At 71.1% G+C, this 2,974-nt stretch carries 4 protein-coding genes; all 4 read left to right on the plus strand.

Annotated elements, in window-relative coordinates; genetic code table 11:
• On the plus strand, positions 1-424 hold a 424-nt coding region (gene ruvX, locus ACFPZL_RS11830; protein WP_382335551.1), incomplete at its 5' end, for a Holliday junction resolvase RuvX.
• Positions 421-1,557, plus strand: coding sequence for an endolytic transglycosylase MltG (mltG, locus tag ACFPZL_RS11835; RefSeq protein ID WP_218113674.1), 1,137 nt, complete (start codon positions 421-423; stop codon positions 1,555-1,557). The genes ruvX and mltG, both read left to right, overlap by 4 nt.
• Positions 1,550-2,449: a shikimate dehydrogenase family protein gene (locus tag ACFPZL_RS11840; RefSeq protein WP_236021611.1), complete on the plus strand. Its 900-nt coding sequence runs from the start codon at positions 1,550-1,552 to the stop codon at positions 2,447-2,449. The genes mltG and ACFPZL_RS11840 overlap by 8 nt, the downstream gene beginning before the upstream one ends.
• A gap of 78 nt (positions 2,450-2,527) precedes the next feature.
• On the plus strand, positions 2,528-2,974 hold a 447-nt coding region (locus tag ACFPZL_RS11845; RefSeq protein ID WP_382335553.1), incomplete at its 3' end, for a chorismate synthase.

The following is a 2,974-nucleotide window of genomic DNA, read 5'->3' on the forward strand; positions in this document are numbered from 1 at the left end:
GCTGCGCTCCCGACGGGCCTGGGGGATCCTCCTCGCGCTGCTCGGAATCGAGACCGAGGCGGTCGAGATCGTGGTCGGGCTGCCACTCGGCCTGAGCGGGCACCGCACGCCCTCGACCGAGGACGCCGACGGGTTCGCCGCACGGCTGGCGACCGCGGCCGGGCGTCGTGAGGATCCCGCATCCGGATCCGAGCCGATCCCGGTCCGCCTCGTCGACGAGCGCCTCTCGACGGTGTCGGCGCAGGGCCAGCTGCGCGAGGCCGGGCGCCGGACGAAGCAGTCGCGGCAGATCATCGACCAGGCCGCCGCGGTGGTGATCCTGCAGCACGCGCTCGACACGGAGCGGTCGCTCGGAGACGCACCCGGTACGGTAGTGGAGATCCACGACACCGACGGAGAGCCTGACGGGGGTGCCCCAGAATGACCGACCCGCTGAGCCTCGGCCCGACACGCGCCGAGCTGCGGCAGAAGCGCCGCGTGCGTCTGCGCCGCATCCTGATCTCGCTGGGGGTCACCTTCGCGCTGCTCGCCGGCCTCGGCATCGCGGCGACCGCCCTCTGGTCCGAGTACGGCGACCGCGTCTCCCAGGCGCTGGGCTGGACGAGCGACGACTACACGGGTCGGGGCGAGGGCGAGGTGATCGTCACGATCCGCGAGGGGGAGTACGGCGAGGCCATCGCCGCGACGCTCGCCGACGCGGGCGTGGTCAAATCCGCTCAGGTCTTCTACGAGCTGCTGCTCGCGCAGGATCCGCAGGTCGAGTTCCATCCCGGCTCGTTCGCGCTGCGCAAGGGGATGAGCGCGCAGGCCGCACTCGACGCGCTGCAGGATCCCGACAACGAGGTGCAATTGACCGTGACCGTGCCCGAGGGCATGGCCGCGATGGACGCGCTGGAGCGCGTCTCCGAAGTCACCGGGATCTCGATGAAGCAGTTCAAGAAGGCGGTGAAGAAGCCTTCGGACTACGGCGTGCCGAAGAAGTTCCCCTCGATCGAGGGCTTCCTCTTCCCGGCGACCTACACCTTCGAGCCGACGGATACCGCCGAGACCGTGGTCCAGAAGATGGTGGATCGCATGTTCCAGGCGCTCGACGAGCACGGCGTGAAGAAGAAGGAGGCCTGGGAGGTGCTCACGCTCGCCTCGATCGTGCAGCGCGAGGCCGGTTCGGACCTCGACGACTTCCCGAAGATCTCGCGGGTGTTCCTCAACCGCCTCGATATCGGCATGAATCTGCAGTCGGATGCGACCGTGGCCTACGGCACCGGCAACACCCACACGGTCTGGACGACGGACGAGGAGCGCGCGGACGCGTCGAACGAGTACAACACCTACGCGAATCCGGGCCTGCCGATCGGGCCGGTCGGCCTGCCGGGAGACGTGGCGATCGACGCCGCGGTGAACCCCGCCGATGGCGAGTGGCTGTTCTTCATGCCGGTGAACCTCGAAACGGGGGAGACGGTCTTCTCGAACACCGTGGAGGAGCATGAGGTCGCCGTGCAGCGCCTCGCCGAGTGGTGCACGACGCACCGGGACGAGGGTGGGACGCGTTGTGACTGACGTCGCCGTTCCCGGGCCCGCGCGTCTCGCCGTGCTCGGCTCGCCGATCGGGCACTCGCGCTCACCGCGGCTCCACCTCGCGGCCTACGGCGCGCTCGGCCTGCCCTGGGAGTACGAGGCCGTCGAGTGCGCGGAGGATCGCCTGGAGGGCTGGCTCGTCGAGCGCGGCGAGGAATGGCGCGGACTCTCGCTGACGATGCCCCTCAAGGAGGAGGCGCGTCGGCTTGCCGCGGTGCTCGATCCCGTGGCCGAGGAGAGCGGCGTCGTGAACACGCTGCTCCGGGTGATCGGCGATCGCTGGGCGGGTTTCAACACCGACGTCGGGGGCCTGGCCGCCGCGATCGGGGAAGCGGATCTCGACGCCACGAGCACGATCGTGCTCGGATCCGGCGCGACGGCGGTCTCGGCCGTGCTCGCGGTGCGCCGACTCGGGGCACGGCACGTCGAGGTTGTTGCGCGCAACGCCTCGGCGGTGAGCGACCTGGTGGTCCGCTTCGGCGAGACGCGCGAGCCGGGATCGCCCGAGGCGCTCCACGTCTCGGGGACGGTGCTCCCGCACACGGAGCACCTCGCACTGCCCGAGGCGCGGGTCGATCCGCGGCACGGCGTTCCGACCCTGGTCGTCTCCGCGCTTCCCGGACCGGTCGGGCGCGAGATCCGGCTGCCCGAGGCGCTGCTGCGGGTCCCGCTCTTCGACGTGGCCTACGATCCGTGGCCCTCACCGCTCGCCGAGCGCTGGCGCGCCGCCGGCGGGGTGGCTCACAGCGGGCTCGGGATGCTCCTGCACCAGGCATTGCTGCAGATCCGGATCTTCGTCGGCGGGGATCCCGATCGGCCGCTCGATCGCGAGGCCGAGGTGCTGGCCGCCATGCGCGCCGCCGTCGCGGCCTGATACGCGGACCGATACGCGAGCGGTGCTCGCGCGGCGCCCGCGCCGGAGCAGGTCGGAGCATGTGGGAGGATAGACCTTATGCTTCGTTGGCTCACGGCCGGGGAATCCCACGGCCCAGAACTCATTGCCGTGCTCGAGGGGATGCCCGCGGGCGTACCGGTCTCGTTGGAGGGTGTGCGCGAGGACCTCGCGCGCCGCAAGCTCGGTTACGGCCGGGGTTCGCGGATGAAGTTCGAGCAGGACGAGCTGCACTTCTCGGGCGGGGTGGTGCACGGCCGCACGATCGGGGGGCCGATCGCGATCCGCGTGGGCAACACCGAATGGCCCAAGTGGGTCGAGGTGATGAGCGCCGAGCCGGTCGAGCTCGGGGAGCGCTCCCGCGGTCGTGGAGCCGCCCTGACGCGCCCCCGTCCCGGTCACGCCGACCTTACGGGCATGCAGAAGTACGGTTTCGACGAGGCGCGCCCCGTGCTCGAGCGCGCCAGTGCGCGCGAGACCGCGGCGCGCGTGGCGCTCGGTGCGATC

This window comes from Leucobacter soli, from assembly GCF_042659205.1.
GTDB lineage: Bacteria > Actinomycetota > Actinomycetes > Actinomycetales > Microbacteriaceae > Leucobacter > Leucobacter soli.

Bases quoted from the DNA above. Each gene is read 5' to 3' on its own strand.
- mltG (WP_218113674.1), top strand. From the start codon at position 421: ATGACCGACCCGCTGAGCCTCGGCCCGACACGCGCCGAGCTGCGGCAG.